The 15,243-nt window shown below is 55.3% G+C and carries 14 protein-coding genes; 7 read left to right on the forward strand and 7 right to left on the reverse strand.

Going from position 1 to position 15,243, the window contains the following annotated elements:
- Positions 1 to 61 precede the first annotated feature (61 nt).
- Both KFJ24_RS00305 and KFJ24_RS00310 read left to right on the forward strand, forming a co-directional pair.
- The gene (locus tag KFJ24_RS00305) at positions 62 to 988 is read left to right on the forward strand and encodes a branched-chain amino acid transaminase (RefSeq protein ID WP_250829090.1); all 927 of its coding nucleotides are present in this window, start codon (positions 62 to 64) and stop codon (positions 986 to 988) included.
- Positions 989 to 1,078: 90 nt separating this feature from the next.
- Positions 1,079 to 1,483 (forward strand): DUF6165 family protein, encoded by a 405-nt coding sequence (locus KFJ24_RS00310; RefSeq protein WP_250829091.1) that lies wholly within the window; start codon positions 1,079 to 1,081, stop codon positions 1,481 to 1,483.
- 48 nt (positions 1,484 to 1,531) lie between these two features.
- Here KFJ24_RS00310 and KFJ24_RS00315 read toward each other — a convergent pair whose 3' ends face one another.
- The gene (locus tag KFJ24_RS00315) at positions 1,532 to 2,569 is read right to left on the reverse strand and encodes a glycosyltransferase family 9 protein (RefSeq protein ID WP_250829092.1); all 1,038 of its coding nucleotides are present in this window, start codon (positions 2,567 to 2,569) and stop codon (positions 1,532 to 1,534) included.
- A gap of 149 nt (positions 2,570 to 2,718) precedes the next feature.
- Here KFJ24_RS00315 and KFJ24_RS00320 point away from each other — a divergent pair, with 149 nt between their 5' ends.
- Genes KFJ24_RS00320 through KFJ24_RS00335 form a run of 4 tightly spaced genes read left to right on the forward strand, consistent with a single transcriptional unit; the run spans position 2,719 to position 6,666 of the window.
- On the forward strand, positions 2,719 to 3,435 hold the full coding sequence (locus tag KFJ24_RS00320) for a 3-deoxy-D-manno-octulosonic acid kinase (protein WP_250829093.1): 717 nt from the start codon (positions 2,719 to 2,721) through the stop codon (positions 3,433 to 3,435).
- The gene (locus KFJ24_RS00325; protein ID WP_250829094.1) at positions 3,432 to 4,550 is read left to right on the forward strand and encodes a glycosyltransferase family 4 protein; all 1,119 of its coding nucleotides are present in this window, start codon (positions 3,432 to 3,434) and stop codon (positions 4,548 to 4,550) included. Before KFJ24_RS00320 ends, KFJ24_RS00325 begins: the two co-directional genes overlap by 4 nt.
- Complete coding sequence (locus tag KFJ24_RS00330) at positions 4,551 to 5,630, forward strand: CDP-glycerol glycerophosphotransferase family protein (RefSeq protein ID WP_250829095.1); 1,080 nt, start codon at positions 4,551 to 4,553, stop codon at positions 5,628 to 5,630.
- A 34-nt stretch (positions 5,631 to 5,664) separates the two neighbouring features.
- Positions 5,665 to 6,666, forward strand: a complete 1,002-nt coding sequence (locus KFJ24_RS00335; RefSeq protein WP_250829096.1) for a hypothetical protein — start codon at positions 5,665 to 5,667, stop codon at positions 6,664 to 6,666.
- A 27-nt stretch (positions 6,667 to 6,693) separates the two neighbouring features.
- Here the strand turns inward: KFJ24_RS00335 and KFJ24_RS00340 are convergent, their stop codons facing one another.
- From KFJ24_RS00340 to KFJ24_RS00350, 3 genes are all read right to left on the reverse strand, one after another.
- Positions 6,694 to 8,706: a glycosyltransferase gene (locus tag KFJ24_RS00340; protein ID WP_250829097.1), complete on the reverse strand. Its 2,013-nt coding sequence runs from the start codon at positions 8,704 to 8,706 to the stop codon at positions 6,694 to 6,696.
- Positions 8,707 to 8,798: 92 nt separating this feature from the next.
- On the reverse strand, positions 8,799 to 9,704 hold the full coding sequence (locus KFJ24_RS00345) for a lysophospholipid acyltransferase family protein (protein WP_250829098.1): 906 nt from the start codon (positions 9,702 to 9,704) through the stop codon (positions 8,799 to 8,801).
- Positions 9,701 to 11,116 carry a mannose-1-phosphate guanylyltransferase/mannose-6-phosphate isomerase gene (locus KFJ24_RS00350; protein ID WP_250829099.1) on the reverse strand — a complete coding sequence of 472 codons (1,416 nt, stop codon included), beginning with the start codon at positions 11,114 to 11,116 and terminating at the stop codon, positions 9,701 to 9,703. Before KFJ24_RS00350 ends, KFJ24_RS00345 begins: the two co-directional genes overlap by 4 nt.
- Positions 11,117 to 11,250: 134 nt before the next feature.
- Here KFJ24_RS00350 and KFJ24_RS00355 point away from each other — a divergent pair, with 134 nt between their 5' ends.
- Positions 11,251 to 12,054, forward strand: coding sequence for a glycosyltransferase family 2 protein (locus KFJ24_RS00355; protein ID WP_250829100.1), 804 nt, complete (start codon positions 11,251 to 11,253; stop codon positions 12,052 to 12,054).
- A 7-nt stretch (positions 12,055 to 12,061) separates the two neighbouring features.
- Here the strand turns inward: KFJ24_RS00355 and KFJ24_RS00360 are convergent, their stop codons facing one another.
- The 3 genes from KFJ24_RS00360 to KFJ24_RS00370 are packed head-to-tail and all read right to left on the reverse strand — an operon-like array spanning position 12,062 to position 15,215.
- Positions 12,062 to 13,120: a glycosyltransferase gene (locus KFJ24_RS00360; protein WP_250829101.1), complete on the reverse strand. Its 1,059-nt coding sequence runs from the start codon at positions 13,118 to 13,120 to the stop codon at positions 12,062 to 12,064.
- Complete coding sequence (locus KFJ24_RS00365) at positions 13,117 to 14,232, reverse strand: glycosyltransferase family 4 protein (RefSeq protein WP_250829102.1); 1,116 nt, start codon at positions 14,230 to 14,232, stop codon at positions 13,117 to 13,119. The genes KFJ24_RS00360 and KFJ24_RS00365 overlap by 4 nt, the downstream gene beginning before the upstream one ends.
- On the reverse strand, positions 14,229 to 15,215 hold the full coding sequence (locus KFJ24_RS00370; protein ID WP_250829103.1) for a mitochondrial fission ELM1 family protein: 987 nt from the start codon (positions 15,213 to 15,215) through the stop codon (positions 14,229 to 14,231). The genes KFJ24_RS00365 and KFJ24_RS00370 overlap by 4 nt, the downstream gene beginning before the upstream one ends.
- Positions 15,216 to 15,243: the final 28 nt, after the last annotated feature.

Genomic DNA, 15,243 nt, shown 5'->3' on the forward strand with positions numbered 1-15,243 from the left:
GGCAAAATTTCCTGCTAGAATGCCATTTCCCCGAAAACCGCTTTTTTAGGAGCAACGAAGAATGTCGATGGCTGATCGCGATGGCGTTATCTGGCTGGATGGTGAAATGGTTCCCTGGCGCGAAGCCAAGACCCACGTCCTGACTCACACTCTGCATTATGGCCTCGGCTGTTTTGAAGGTGTGCGGGCCTACAGCACTGCGACCGGTCCGGCCATTTTTCGCCTGAAGGAGCATACTGATCGTCTGTTCCGTTCAGCTCACATCCTCAATATGAAGATGCCGTTCAGCAAGGAAGAGATCAACGAGGCTCAGCGCGCTGCGGTTCGTGAAAACAACCTTGATGAAGCGTATCTGCGGCCAATGGTATTCCTGGGTTCTGAGGGGATGGGCCTGCGTGCAGACAACCTGAAAGTGCACGTTATGGTTGCTGCCTGGAGCTGGCCCTCTTACATGTCGCCTGAAGCCAAGGAGATCGGAATCAAGGTTCGGACCTCTTCCTATACCCGGCACCATGTCAACATCACCATGTGCAAGGCCAAGGCGAACGGAAACTACATCAACTCCATGCTGGCATTGAATGAAGCCATTGCGAGCGGCTGTGAAGAGGCTCTGTTGCTGGACAACGAGGGTTATGTGGCAGAGGGTTCAGGTGAGAACATATTCATTCTCCGTGATGGCGTGTTGCATACTCCGGAACTGACATCCTGCCTGGAAGGCATTACCCGTCAGACCATACTGGACTTCGCCCGGGAACTGGGCATTCCGGTGAAAGAGCGTCGTATTACGAGGGATGAAGTCTATATTGCCGATGAGGCCTTCTTTACCGGCACCGCCGCCGAAGTATTGCCAATCCGTGAACTGGATGGCCGGGTTATCGGTGCGGGCAAGCGCGGTCCGGTCACAGAGAAGCTGCAGGCTATGTACTTTGACGCGGTTAAAGGTAAGCTTGCCGAGCATGCCGGATGGCTGACACCTGTCAGCGGCTGATCGTCAAAGGGTTTCTTATAGCCGCCGTCTGCTTGCTGCAGTCAGGCGGCTTTGTTTTGGTCAAATTCACTTATTTTGCAGGAAGAGCAAATGGCAGACGTCATCAAAGTACCGGTCTCCTTCGGCGAAGTCCTCGACAAGATCACGATCCTTGAAATCAAGTCTGAGCGAATCGGGGACGAGGCTAAATTGAAAAATGTCCGGCTGGAGCTGGAAGAGCTGAGTGCCACCTGGAATGAAGCCGTCACGGATCAGGACGCCATAGCCGATCTGCGTAAGCAGTTAAAGGCAGTCAACGAGGAACTCTGGGTTATTGAAGACGATATCCGTGACCAGGAAGCGGCTCAGGATTTCGGCCCCAGGTTCATTGAACTTGCGCGGGCCGTCTATGTGACCAACGACAAGCGCGCCGCGATCAAAAAAGACGTTAACCTGGCGCTTGGGTCGAGGTTCGTGGAAGAGAAGTCCTACCAGGACTACACCGCCAGAAAATAACGGGTTATTCCCCCTGGTGTGGTGTTACTGTTCAAGGGAAACGCCACATCAGTTCTGGTCTTGTGCCGCGATCCAGCGGTCAAGCATGATGGTCGTATCTTCCACGGTTATCAGCTCCATGGCCCCCTCGAATTCTGCCTTTGCACCCCAGCGCGCTTCATCGACCGTTTTCCCTGTGAACTTCTGCAAAGCTTCCGGGTAGCGATTGACGCACCAGCGAAGAGAATTGTAGGGCCCTGAACGGTTGGGGTTGCTGGCAGCGAAAAGTCCGAGAACATCGGTACCAACCGCACTTGCAATGTGAGCCGGGCCCGTGTCCGGAGCCACAACCAGATCGGCACGTGTCATCAGGGCGGTCAGTTGCTTGAGGGTGTCCTTGCCACAGATATTGTGAGCCTTTTCCGTCATGGCGGACTCGATAGCAGCGCAATACTCAGCTTCAAAAGGGGCAGGACTGCCCACCAGAATAACCTTCATGCCATGGGCCCGGACAGCGTGGTCTGCGAGTCGGGCATAACGTTCTGTCGGCCAGTTACGCAGGGTGTGACTGGCACAGGGGCTGATGACCAGGTTCTTGCGGTCGGTCGCAAGATGTTCTCCTGCAAAGGCGAGGTCACTGTCACTCAAAGGGATAGTCCAGCGCGGAGGGGCGGCCTGCAATCCGAGGGGAGTGAGAAAGCTGGCGAGGCAATCGCGAACATGTTGCTGCTCCGCCGGTGGAATGCGCTGGTTGATGAAGAGGCTGTGAAGATCCTTGCTGCGGGCCTTGTCGTATCCGACCCGGACTCTGGCCGGAATGCAGGCGGCCGCAAGATTTGCACGGAACGCCACCTGCATGTGCAGCAGGGCATCGAATGTGCGACCTTTCATCTGTTTCCGCAGATCGGCATAGCCCTTCCTGCCGGCCTTTTTATCGAAGACGATGAACTCCACACCCGGTAGATCCCCGATCAGCTTTGCTTCGATCTTGCCAATAACCCACGTGATCTGAATGCCAGGTATTTGCTCCTGCAGGCTGAGCACGACTGGTATTACATGAGTTACGTCCCCGATGGCGGAGAGGCGGAGGATGCAAATGGACTTCATCAAAAAATAATCCGTTTGAGGTTATGGAAGCCGGCTTGTGGAGCTTGACGGCTAATCATTGATAAACTGGCGCACATTCTAACTTACTCGCCGACAGACGTCCCGATGCCTGTGCTGGTGAGTGTTCTCAGCGCGATGTCCGGGGGATCATGGTCGAGTCTGAAATCTGTGAGCGTGACAAAAGCTCTGCGTTGCTCATCCATCCGGACTATCAGGGTAGGGTGACCATGTCCTGGTTCGATCCGGGCTACTGGGGCGACAAGGCCGTGCCCGTTGGCAGCGGTGGGCGTGGTGGTGCATGGTTCGTTGATGCTGATGGTGCCGGCCTTGTATTGCGGGAGTATCTCAGGGGAGGCCTCGCTGCAAACGTGTCCCGGAAAACCTATGCTTTCACCGGTGAAAAGAACGTGCGGTCCTTTTCCGAGTTCAGGCTCCTTATGCGTTTAGTAACGATGGGGTTGCCCGTGCCAAAACCCGTCGCGGCCTGGTATCGGAAGGCCTCACCATTGCATTACCAGGCCGCGATCATGATTGAAAGGCTGGTGGATGCCTCGCCGCTGGCAGACCTGATTGGTGGTCTGGAAGATGACGGCTGGTATAACCTCGGCGAGGTCATACGGCGCTTTCATGACGCTGGGGTGCGGCACGCTGATTTGAACTGTTTCAACGTTCTGGTACGAGATGGCGCCTTCTTTCTGATTGATTTTGACAAGGGGTGTATCATGCCGCAGGAGGCCGCTCCTCGATGGAAAGGGGCCAATCTTGATCGTTTTGCCCGCTCCTTAAGAAAGGTGGCGGGAGACGAGGTCCAGCGGCGAGTCTGGGTTTCTTTCATGAACGGATATAACGGGAGTCACACCGCTTGACCGAACAACAGCACAAACCTTCATTGCCTGCGATTCTCTGCCTGACGGATGCCTGTGACCGCCCTGAAACCGAGCTGTTCATCGGTTTAAAGAATGCCGGTTTTGACGTCGATGTCATGTGCAACCCTAAAGGCCGAAACTTTCAGCGTCTGGTTGATGAAGGCATGGTCGCCCAGCCGATGGCGTTAAAGAATCGCTTTGACAAAGAGGGGACTGCGGCCATCCGGGAGCAGCTGGCAAAAAAGAACTATGAGGTTATCCATGCCTATAACCCCAGGGCTCTGGCCTGTGGCCTGCGGGCTTCGAAAGGAACCGACATCAAGATCGTTGCCTACCGTGGCGTGATTGGCAATATAAGCTTTCTCAACCCTGAATCCTGGATTACTTTCCTGCACCCACGAGTCAGCAAGATCGTGTGTGTTGCGGATGCGATTAAGGACTACCTGGCGAGTCTCCGGTTTTTATGGATGCGCATTCCGGAGAAAAAACTTCAGCGTATATACAAAGGTCATGATCTTGACTGGTATCAGGCGGAACCGGCGGATCTTGGCGAATTTGGTGTGCCGGAAGATGCCTTTGTTGTGTGCTGTACCGGACGAAACACGCCTCGAAAAGGCTTTGATGTCCTTGTTAACGCAATGAGCGATCTTCCGGATGACGTAGAGGCACATCTGTTGCTCGTTGGCGATGTTACTGAAAACGATGACCTGAAGGCCCAGGTTGCGGCTTCCTCTCATCCTGAAAGAATTCATTTCACCGGCTATCGGAATGACGCCCCTGCCATTGCTGCGGCGAGTAATGTGTTTGTATTGCCGTCAACGGAGCGGGAAGGCCTGCCCAGGGCTGTAATTGAAGCGATGGCTTACGGCGTTACTCCTGTGGTGACCGGCGTTGGCGGAATGCCAGAGCTGGTGGAAGATGGCGTAAGTGGTCTTGTTGTTCCACCAAAAAGTGCCCGTGCACTTTCATCCTCGATCGAAAGGCTCTATCGGGACAGGCCGTTGATGGCCAGTATGGGGCAGGCTGCACAAGACCGCATTGGGCATCAGTTTCATACCTCTCAAACGGTCTCCGAGACCGGTGAGATGTACAAAGCGTTGACAGGCAGGAACTGAATGCGGCGATATCTTTTTTTTGTCAATCAGCCCTATTCCTATTCGATTCTCCGGCCATTGCAGGATGAGATCCGTCGGCGTGGCGGGGAAGCGGCCTGGTTTGTCGCCGGCTGCACCACGGCGCCGCTTGGGCCCGATGAGCGGCGACTCACGACGGTAAAAGAAGTGATGGCGTTCAACGCGGATGCGACTTTCGTGCCCGGCGACTGGGTGCCTTACTTCTTCCCGGGGATCAAGGTCGAGGTGTTCCATGGTATGGCCCGGAATAAACGGGGCCACTCCAGTGAAGATGAGAGTGACCACTACCGTATTCGGGGATGGTTTGACCTTTACTGCACCCATGCCAGGAAAGACACCGCGAAGTTCCAGGAGCTTGCAGAGCTTCACCAGCACTTCTCCGTGACCCATACTGGCTGGCCGAAACTGGACCCGCTTCTGACTCAGCCGCTTCATGGCAAGCGACATCGTGCTGAAGGCGAGCTCCCTGTCGTCTTCTACGCATCAACATTCAGTCGTTCGGTAACCTCAGCTCCGGCCCTGGCCGAAAAAATAGCGAGTCTTGCGTCGAGTGGCCGCTGGAAGTTTATTGTCACGCTTCATCCTAAAATGGATCCATCGGTTGTCGAGGAATATCGCAGTCTGGCGGGTGAGCACCTTCGCTTTGTCGAGAGCGATGAGGATCTCCTGCCGATCCTGCCGGAAGCGGATATCATGTTGTGCGATACATCTTCGATCATGTTTGAATTCATGTTCCTGGATCGACCGGTGGTGACGTTCAGAACCAAAATGCCCGGCCCATATCTTATTGATGTTGATAGGGTCGAAAACCTGGAGGGGGCGCTGGAGAAAGCGCTAGAGTATCCGCAGGATCTGATGGCCGCCACACGAGCACTTTGCGATGATCTCCACAGTTTCCGTGACGGTCATTCCAGTGCGAGAGTGCTGGATGCCGTAGAGGATTTTATCGCCAACAAACGGTCAACATTACGCGAAAAACCGTTAAACCTGCTTCGGAAAATCAAGGTGAGGCGTCGGCTCCGCAGGGAGCTTAAAAAGATGAGGTACGGGAGCGCGCCATGAGTTGCGTTGCCATTCTGAACAGGAACCTGTGGCTGTGAGCAAACACACGGTCCCCCTTAATGTTTTCGTTGCCAGCACGCCGTTACAGCTTATGAGTTGTACGGAGGCGCGTCACGCTTATGGCTGCCCGGCTGACACTTGTCTTCTGGTCATAGCGAGGCCTGACAACCGGGAAACCGAATCGCAGATGGCTTTTCTGGCTGAAGCGCTGGGGTGGCATGGCGTGGAAACCATCTACCTGAAGAAGAGCACTTTCTATTTTCGGCTTGGGTATATTTCGCGAAGCCTGTCTGGCAGGGTGATTCATCGGCTCTTTATCGGGAATAAATCGAGCTGGATTCACGAGATATTTTACCGTGGGCTCGACAGTGAGCAGCTCATTTTTGTCGATGACGGCCTGGCAACCGTCAAGTACTATCATGCGATTCACGACGAAGGTATTGCTTCGAGGATCTCCCGCGAGAAGAGCCGCTTGCTGGCGGTTATGGGAATCCACCTGCATCGGATTGCGCCCGAGGTCATTGCTTTTTTTACCTGCTTTCCGCTCGCAAGTTCCGAACGTGTCCAGGTTCGGGTTCATGACTTTCCAGTGTTTCGCGAGACGTTCGCATTAAGCGCCCGGAAGAAGGGGGGCGAGCCTCTGGTTGGTTTTCTGGGGCAACCCATAGGCGGCGAGAGTCGGCCGCAGCAGCTTCGTGACCAGATGGCACATGTGGTCGAACGTCATCCGGAAACACGCATCGTCTATTTTATGCACCGAAAGGAGAGTCGGACGGAACTTGAGCGAATACTGGCCGGCTTTCCGGTTGAGATCCGGCAGGCGGGGCGTCCCATCGAGGTAGAGGTGGCCCTTTCCGGTGAAGCCTACATTGCCTTCTACAGTTTTGTATCCACGGCTCTGTTTACCCTCAAGAAAATCTTCCCGGATATGCAGATGTGCCAGATTGACGACCAGGTGCTGAGTGTCAGGATTCCCTTTTACGATAAGATCGTAAGCATGTTTCGGGAAATCGGCGTCGAGACGACTACGCTTTGACTTCCCGGGGCCTGCCTGGCCTGCGCATCAAGTCTTGCTGGACTGGTCAGCTCTGTCCAGCGTCCACAAGCCTGCGTATTTGTTGAAGGTTACCTGGGCATAGGTGACAGCCGTCAGATACCCCACTGCACCGTCGAGAAACCCGAACCGGATAAAATAAACCTGCACAAAAGTCATTAATCCTCGCAACGTTGGATAAATCATGGTTCGGGTCTTCTTGCCCTTCCGGTGCTTTTCCAGTGATCCCAGCCAGGCATATTTGGCACTTTTCTCCAAAGAGTGACCAAAGTCCCGGTGAGTGTAATGGGTAAGGCGGCCACGCAGTGTTTTGGTTTTCCTGCCCTCGGGAATCAGGATGCGCTCATGCACCAGCGCATCAGAGAAGCGGACTCCCTCACGCCGGAACAGGCGCAGTGGTGCCCGGCCGCTGCGGCCAAAGTCGAGGCGTTTACCATAGATAGTGACGGCCCAGGGCAGCTTGTAGGCATCGGCATCCGGGTTGGCCAGATGATGATTGATCTCGCGGGCGAGCTCAGGCGTGATACGTTCATCTGCGTCCAGCGACAGCACCCAGTCCCCCGTTGCTTTTTCCAGGGCTCTCTGCTTCTGTATCCCGAACCCCGGCCAGTCGGTGATCTCGACGACATCCGCATAGTCCCTTGCGATTTCCACCGTTCTGTCGGTGCTACCACTATCGAGAACAATGATTTCGTCTGACACCAACCGTGCTGACTGCAGACAGTCAGCAATATGGTCTTCCTCGTTTTTCGTGATGATGGTGGCTGAGACTCTTCGCGTCCGTTTCCGCGTATAAGATGCGCTTAGCTCGTTAAACAACGCTGAGCCCAGGCCTGCGACAGCGAGTAGATAAAAGGTCAGAAACAGGGTTCGGTTAAAGGTTGCCTCTGTCAGGCCGAAGAAAAAGTAACCTGCTGTGACCATGGTGCCTGCTGCAGCAAGATGGGCCGTAGGTCCGTGCTTGCTTGGCAGGTGACGCGCAAAAGTGACAAGCGGTATGAAAATAAGGAAAAGCCAGCTCAATATGCCGGGAACGCCGCTGGTCGCAGCACTGTTAAGAAGGTCGCTATGGGCGTGGCCTGTACAGCAATCGAACAGAATGGCTGATGCCTCGCCGGTTTCCACAGACGATTCTATGCTGTGGGTATACCCGCCAAGGCCAATACCTGTCCACGGATTGTCTTGGAACATGGTCCAGGCAAGCTCCCACACTTCCAGTCGAACTTCCATTCCTGTATCGAGATGGCCATTCTGATAAACGCCCTCAAGCGATTGCGTCATACGATCGCTGCCTGCAGTTGCCGCGATCACTAAGGCTGGAACCAGAACAAAACCGGCGAGGCGGAGCTTTTTGCCGACTAGCGGCAGGAGCGCCAGCAAGAGGAAGGGAAGAGCAACGAGGTTGCTCCGGGTTTCGGAGAGCATAGATACCACGACAGCAACTCCCCCTGCCACCAGGAACAGAGCAGCGAGAATGTTACGTTTGCAGCGAATGAAGAATAACCCGCCGACTATCGTCATCATGCCGCCAAGCAGGGCAATATTGCCGAAACTGATGGGGTTGATGCCGCCACCAAAACGGGTATTCATAAGCTGCCCGAGGGCTCCGTGGCGGGCAGCAAGAGCTATGACAAAACTCATGATCACGGATAGTGCTATCAGTCCGACCGCGGCAAAAGCCTGACTGGCGCGGACTTGGGCGTAGCTCAGGGCAACAATCAGTGGCCAGAACAGAATAAAGCGGGCATGGGTGCCCAGGGTTTTCCCGCCCTCATAGTCAAATCCTTCGAGGGTCCAGGAGCAGAAGCTCACCAGTACAAAAAACCAGAACGCAAAATGCATCAGTCGCAGTTCTTTCGGCTGGTCCCAGCCGGTGTTCTGGAGTGACTTGCGAATACCGATGGTCATGCCAGCGATGGCCAGCAGCAGTGTCGCTGCCGCGAGAATAGTCGAAGATAAAAGGGCGCCTCCGAGGCCAATCATCAGCAATAGCGGGAGTAACGTCCGGACGTGGGCGGTCATGTGTCTGAATTCCGTGTGTTATCTGGTGAGCGTCTGGCCGTTTGAGCCGTAAACGGTGCGATGATCAATGGCGCTTCTGACTTCCGGCAGGCCTAGCATACCCGATCCGGATTATAGGGATTTATTTCACCGGGCGGGCGATGTCTCAACCGTTTATACTCCCATTGGTATTGCTCGGGGATCTCTCTTACGCAGTGTTCAATGGACAGGTTCATGGCGGTTGTCGCGGCCACGGGATCCTTGTCTCCTAGTCCTGGTTCTGTTTTACGGACAACGATACGAAAGCCTCGGGCATCTGGAAGCCGCGCAGCGTAGGTGATCAGGACATTGGCGCCCGTGCGCTGGATCAGCTTGGACGCCAGAGTCATGGTTTTGACTTCCATGCCGAAAAAGGGGGCAAATGCGTTGCCTTTTCCCCGGGGCGATTGATCAGGCAGTATGCCAGCAACACCACCTTCACGGAGGATTGAGGCCAGTCTTGCCAGTCCGCGTCTGTCTCCCCTCACGAGTTCGGAGCCCAGGCGCCCCCGAACCTTGATCATGTAGTTTTCAAATTCGGGCATGTTGGGCGGACTGTACAGTGCGGCCATCTTATAGCGGGAGGAAAAGAAGAGGCCGGCTAATTCCCAGTTTCCGAGATGGGGGGCAAGCAATATCAGGCCCTCGCCACCGGACAGGGCTTCATCGATCAGCTCCAGGCCTTCGGTCTCCTTGATCAGTCCGAGGCACTTGTCCACCGGCCACTCCCACATAAGCGGGACCTCAAGCATTGTCATGCCTGTTTGAGCCATTGACTCCCTGGACATTTCGCGGCGCACGCTGTCAGAAAGTTCTGGCAGGCAGATCGAGAGATTGATGTCGGTCACCTGACGCGACTTGGTCGGCAGTTTCCAGAGCAGCAATCCCAGTGACTTACCGATTCTTTGGGCTCCAGCGAGAGGCAGCCAGCCAGCCATACGCAGAAGCCCGGCGATGACGAAATACTTGAACTTGCTCATTTTCGGCCGTACCGGTCCTCATATCTTACGATGTCGTCTTCGCCCAGATAAGAACCAGACTGGACCTCTATCAGCTCAAGGTCGATTACGCCCGGGTTTTCGAGGGAATGTACTTGTCCCACGGGGATGAAGGTGGACTGGTTTTCAGTGACCAGATACGTTTTCTCGCCATTGGTAACGCGAGCCGTGCCGCTGACCACAATCCAGTGCTCGGCGCGATGGTGATGCATCTGTACCGATAGCTTGGCGCCGGGTTTCACCGTGATTCGTTTAACCTGGTACCGGGTCCCGTTATCAATGGAATCGTAAACACCCCAGGGCCGATAGACCTCCCGGTGATTCATGTGTTCGTGGCGACCATCATTGCGGATCTGCTCGACGATGGTTTTGACGTCCTGGACCTTGTCCTTGTGAGCAACAAGAAGCGCGTCCTTGGTCTCAATGATGACCAGGTTGTCCACGCCGACTGTCGCTACCAGGCGACTATCTGCACGAACGAGGGTGTTGGCCGTTTCGTGGACAATCACGTCGCCCGCCAGGCTGTTGCCATCCTCGTCCTTTTCACTCACGTCCCAGAGTGCAGACCATGAGCCGATGTCGCTCCACCCGGCGTCCAGGGCCACGACAGCCGCTTTGTCTGTTTTTTCCATCACGGCGTAGTCAACCGATTCAGAAGGGCATGCGGCGAACAACTCTGAATTGACGCGGATGAAGTGAAGGTCTTCGCTGGCATCGTTAATCGCAGCTCTGCATGCGGACAGGATGTCAGGGCGGTGGGTTCCCAGTTCGGTCAGATAATCTCTGGCGCCGAACAGGAACATGCCGCTGTTCCAGAGATATTCGCCGGAGGCAAGGTAGCTTTTTGCGGTTTCGAGGTCCGGTTTTTCGACAAATTCGTCGACAGAGTAACAATCGGTTGCCAGCCCGGTTCCCTGGTGGATGTAGCCATACCCCGTTTCGGGTTGGTGAGGAACGATGCCAAAGGTAACCAGTTTACCCTGCTGGGCCAGGGGTAAGGCTTTGGTGACACCCTGCTGAAAGGCAGTAACATCCTGGATGAGGTGATCAGCGGCCAGGACCAGCATCAGGGGATTATCCTCACCTGCGCTTTCACACAGTTGCAGCGCGGCCAGGGCAATAGCAGGTGCGGTATTGCGCCCGCAGGGTTCCAGTATGATCTGGACGTCTTCGTGATTGGATTGCCGCATCTGTTCCGCGGCAAGGAACCGGTGCTCCTCATTGCAGATAAGGAGGGGGTTGTCAGTGTCCATTCCCTCAAGCCGGGCGACTGTTGACTGCAGCATTGATAGTGGACTGTCTGTCAATTTCAGGAATTGCTTTGGATTCAGTTGCCGAGACAGTGGCCAGAGCCGTGAGCCGGTGCCGCCAGCCATAATGACGGGGTGAATCATGTGCTTACTCCGGGCTTGAGTTTGGGAATGCCGTGAAAAAACATTGATCTGAATGTGCGCCATCTTAGCACAGGGACATCATAATATTGCCCCGGTACAAACCGAATCCAACAACATTAAAATCAGGAACTGTGATGAAGCTACCTCTGTCCGTTTATTACATCACCCAGGACGAAGAGTTAAGGCTGCCCGAGTCTCTGGCGAAAGTGACCGGGTGGGTGGATGAGATCATTGTGGTTGATTCCGGAAGCACCGACAGAACAAGAGAGATAGCCGAAGGCGCCGGGGCACGTTTTGTCTACAACGACTGGCAGGGCTTTGCCTCTCAAAAGGCCTATGCCGCAAGCCTTTGTCGCAATGACTGGGCCTTGGACCTCGACGCCGATGAAGTGTTGTCCGATGAACTGGTAAGAAACATCAAGGCTGTGTTTGTTCAGCCTGTTCCCGAAGATGTTGCTGGTTTCCGAATGCGCTGGGTATTGTCCCAGCCGAATCCGGCGCACCCTTTTAAGCATGATAAAACCAAGAAAATTCTGCGCTTGTACAATCGGAAGAAGGCAGTTATCGAAGCTGAAAAAGACAGCAACAACGACCGGCCGCAGGTCAGGGAAGGGCGGGTACTTGATCTGAAGGGCGATGTGCTGCACAGAACGCTTGTTTCGCTGGAACAGATGGAACGGAAATACTGTCAGCTCTCCACAGAGCAGGCGAGATTCCTCGCGGCCAAAGGCCGGCGCATCTCCAGTGGCCGGTTGTTTGCGGAGTTTCCGCTCAAGTTCCTGAAGTACTACCTGATTCATCGGCAGATTCTGAATGGCTGGTTTGGCCTGAGCGTCGCCATCACCGCAGCAAACAGAAATTTTATGCGGCTGGCGAAAGCAAAGGAGTTGCAGATGCTTGCGGAGCTGGAAATGGATTCGGGTCCAAAGCGATTCTGACCAGTGCTCAGTTTCGGTCAACGGACAATGCATCGAAATACAGTTGTTCCGTTTCATCGGTCATGTTTTCAAGCGTGAGTTTCTTTCTCGCGAAAGCCATTGCCGGTCCTTCAGCTTTTTTCAGTCCGGCCAGATTGCCAAGGGCTTCAGACAGTAGATCGGATAAGGAACTGATTTCGTGGTCCTGACAGAGCGCACCGGCCGGAAGAATGTTTTGTGGCCCGGAGACCGGTGTTGAAATGACCGGGCAGCCGGCCAACAGTGATTCAATCAAGACGTAGGGAAAGCCTTCCCGTTCAGAGCTTAGTACCGTCAGTTGCGCCTGTTTATAGACTGAACTCAGGTCGTTGTGGAATCCTGCGAGGGTAACGTCGTCCCCGAGGCTTAGTTCGCAGATCAGCTTTTCAAGTCGTTTTCGTTCGGAGCCGTCACCAAATATCGTGAGGTGAGCCGAAGGTAACGACTTTGCCCGCAGGGCCCAGGCTTCAATGAGCCTCTGAAAGCCTTTAACCGGTTCAAGTCGGCCAATGGCAACAACATTGATTACTTCGGGTGGGAACGCCGGATTGTATGAATTTTCCGGCTCCGGCGTGCGAGGCAACGCCACGCCATTGTAGATCAGGTGCCTGCCAGGGTGCTTAAGGTTCTCGAAGATCCGGGGGCTGACAGCTATAACCCTGTCCAGGCGATTGAACGCTTTGTGACTGGATTTGATACCGTGAACAGTGCCTACCCTGAGTTTTATGGTGTCAGACTGAATACTTCCTGTCAGCTGGGCTGCTTTATTTCCCTGGGCGTGGAGGATATCCGGCGCGATCTTTTTTACGCGGTGCTTGAGGGTCAGGATGAGCCAGGGATTGCGCCGCCCAAGATGAAACGGCACAGAGTGGAAGTGCACACCTCTCGGGAATCGGTCGATGTAGGAGGGGTGCCCCATTACGTGCACGTTATGACCGCGACTGGCCAGTGCTCCTGCCAGGTCGGCAGTGTGTTTCTCCATGCCGCCCCAGGTTGTGCCCGGCGTTCCTAAAACCAGAACGATGGTTAGTTTGTGTTCGCTGTTCATTGGGCGTTTTTGCGTTGCGCGAGCACATTCTCATAGACTTGCAGCGACGCTTCGGTTTGCGCTTCAAGCCGAAACCGGTAGGGAATCTCAATGGTCGGCGTCTCCGAGTCCAGAAGCCGTAATACGGTTTCGGCAACCCCGTCGGTATCGTCCGGCGTCACCAGTCCGGCCTGAAAGCAGGCCTGAAGTGTCTCCGCGGCTCCCCCGCGGTTGTAGGCCACCACCGGTGTGCCTGAGGCGAGAGCTTCAGTGACCGTGCGGCCGAAGGGTTCCGGTTTGGTGCTCATGTGGCAGACGACATCCGCCAGAAGGTAAAGGTTGGTCATGTCGTTACGCTGGCCCAGAAAACTGACCTTGTCGGTCAGGTTCAGGCGGGCGCGTTCTTTTTCCAGTTCTTCCAGAAAGTGCTCCTTGCCGGGTTCGGCGCCGCCTACGATGATGCCGTGGCAATCCGGCCGCTGGTGAACCAGTTTCGCCATCATGGTCAGGAAATCCAGCTGGCCTTTCCAGCGTGAAATTCGGCCCGGCATCATGATGATTCTCTGGTTGGTCAGCTGCGGGTATTGCCGGAACCATCGGCTCAGCCACTGCGGTGTGAGCTCCCTTTGCCGAAAGGCATCCACGTCAACGCCACGCTGTATTACTGACAGTTTTTCCTCGGGTACCGGATAGCTTTTTAAAATGTAATCCCGCACACATTGGGATACGGCAATCATGTGATCGGCCCGGGTCATGATGGCGCTGTATGGGTTGACGGAGTACATGCCATGAAAGGTGGAAACGATAGCCGGACGCTGGCTTGCCGGAATACTTCGGAGTGCCAGGTAAATGATCCACGCCGGCATACGGGAGCGGACATGAACAATGTCCGGCTTCAGCTCAAGGAGCAGCTTCCTCATTGGCAGGACCTGCCCGAACGAGGCTGGGGACTTTCGGTGTATGGGCATGAAGATGTGCCGTGAACCCTGGCCCCGAAGCTGCTCGGCCATCGGACCACCCTTGGAGACCACAAATGACTCGTGGCCCCGCTTCACCAGGTCGGAAGCGAATTCAACGGTGCCACGTTCTACCCCCCCGCTGTATAGCGCAGGCAGTGCCTGGAGAATTCTCAAACGTCTTTCCTTTTGTTGTTTCGATGGCTGTCTTTCTCTGCGGGCAACAGACCCTGTTTGAGTACCCAGCGGGCAGCGCGATCTGCTTCCCACAAGGTCTCATGATGACCAGTCTCCCCCGCCATGACAGCGGCATGGTTACTCCAACTGGCAATATGGCCGCGGCTGACCAGTCGATCGATTCCCTCTGCCACGCGACTGCCGGTCCTTCTCGGCAGCTCGAAAATCCCGGTGGGCACTGATGAGGTTGCCGCTTCACAGACCATGGACATGCTGTCCGGGGTAACCCACACCGCCCTTGAGGCTGAAAGACGGTGGCTGAGCCAGCTCTCGTGAGTTTTTGCCGGGTCGGCAACGGTAATTTTCGGGCCAGCCTGCTCATCGAGGCGTGCCAGGAGGTCGGTTGGTGTGCGTCGGGAACCACTGATGGTCCAGCGCCATTGGTGGTAATGGCCAATCAGGTGATTGATCTGCCCCAGCACCACGTCGCTGTCCCAGTCAAAATGTGGAGAGGGTCCGCCCACGAGAATGAGTGCTTCGGGTTTGTCCGTTATCCGGGCCAATGGTGTGACCGTGTTAATTACGCCTTCCGTCATCAGGACATTAGGCTCCGGGTGAACTCTGTCATGGGCAGGGATTATCGCGCCACTGATCCAGCCCAGAGGAAAGGCGGGCTTCATAATGACCAGGGATTTTGTCTTTTTCAGCCGGCGCAGCGAGAGCAGCAAACGGTGCGTTCCGGAACCTGCACCGATTACAAGGTCCGGGTGCGGAAACGCGTCATTCACGGACGGAGGTACTGCCAGCAAGGCGCGCCAGAGTGAGACTTTTAATGCCGAGGTATCTATCCAGTAAAGACTGACGCCGGCCAACACCCGAAGGCGATTGCCCAGCCCCTTCAGCTGGTTCCGGTGGCCAGGCTTATTATCCGTTAACAGCCATACGACTGGTGCGGAGCTGTCACGGTCATTTGGTTTTGCCATGGTGTCCGGACATTGACTGCCGGCCTCC

Source organism: Marinobacter sediminum (assembly GCF_023657445.1).
Lineage (GTDB): Bacteria > Pseudomonadota > Gammaproteobacteria > Pseudomonadales > Oleiphilaceae > Marinobacter > Marinobacter sediminum_A.